This is a genomic window from Psychrobacter sp. TB20-MNA-CIBAN-0197 (assembly GCF_040309765.1).
Taxonomy (GTDB): Bacteria; Pseudomonadota; Gammaproteobacteria; order Pseudomonadales; family Moraxellaceae; genus Psychrobacter; species Psychrobacter submarinus.
In genome coordinates this window covers 1-277 of record NZ_JBEOPC010000479.1, presented here as the reverse complement: position 1 = coordinate 277, position 277 = coordinate 1, and the positions used below count along the sequence as shown (strand labels likewise).

The following is a 277-nucleotide window of genomic DNA, read 5'->3' as shown; positions in this document are numbered from 1 at the left end:
ACTGACTCTGTCAACAGTACAAATTCCACATAACGATCGAGGGTCATGATGGCTTCTGATAAATCCATAATCAAGGCAGTATCATTATTATCACCACTGTCATAAAGGCGCTGCAGACCATTGACGATGGCGGTATTTAACACTTCTGCACCAACCAAAGAAATCAGCTCAAAAATACAAGACAGCTGCTTTAGCACGGTAATAGAGTCTAATAATAAAGGCGCTTGACTGTTATCATCGTTAAATTCGCTTAGATGAATCTCAGTGTCTTTAAGGG

General features: G+C 40.1%; 1 pseudogene. It reads right to left on the bottom strand.

The annotated features are described in order from the left end of the window. A pseudogene (locus AAEY83_RS14585) lies at positions 1-277 on the bottom strand (hypothetical protein); the annotation flags it as partial.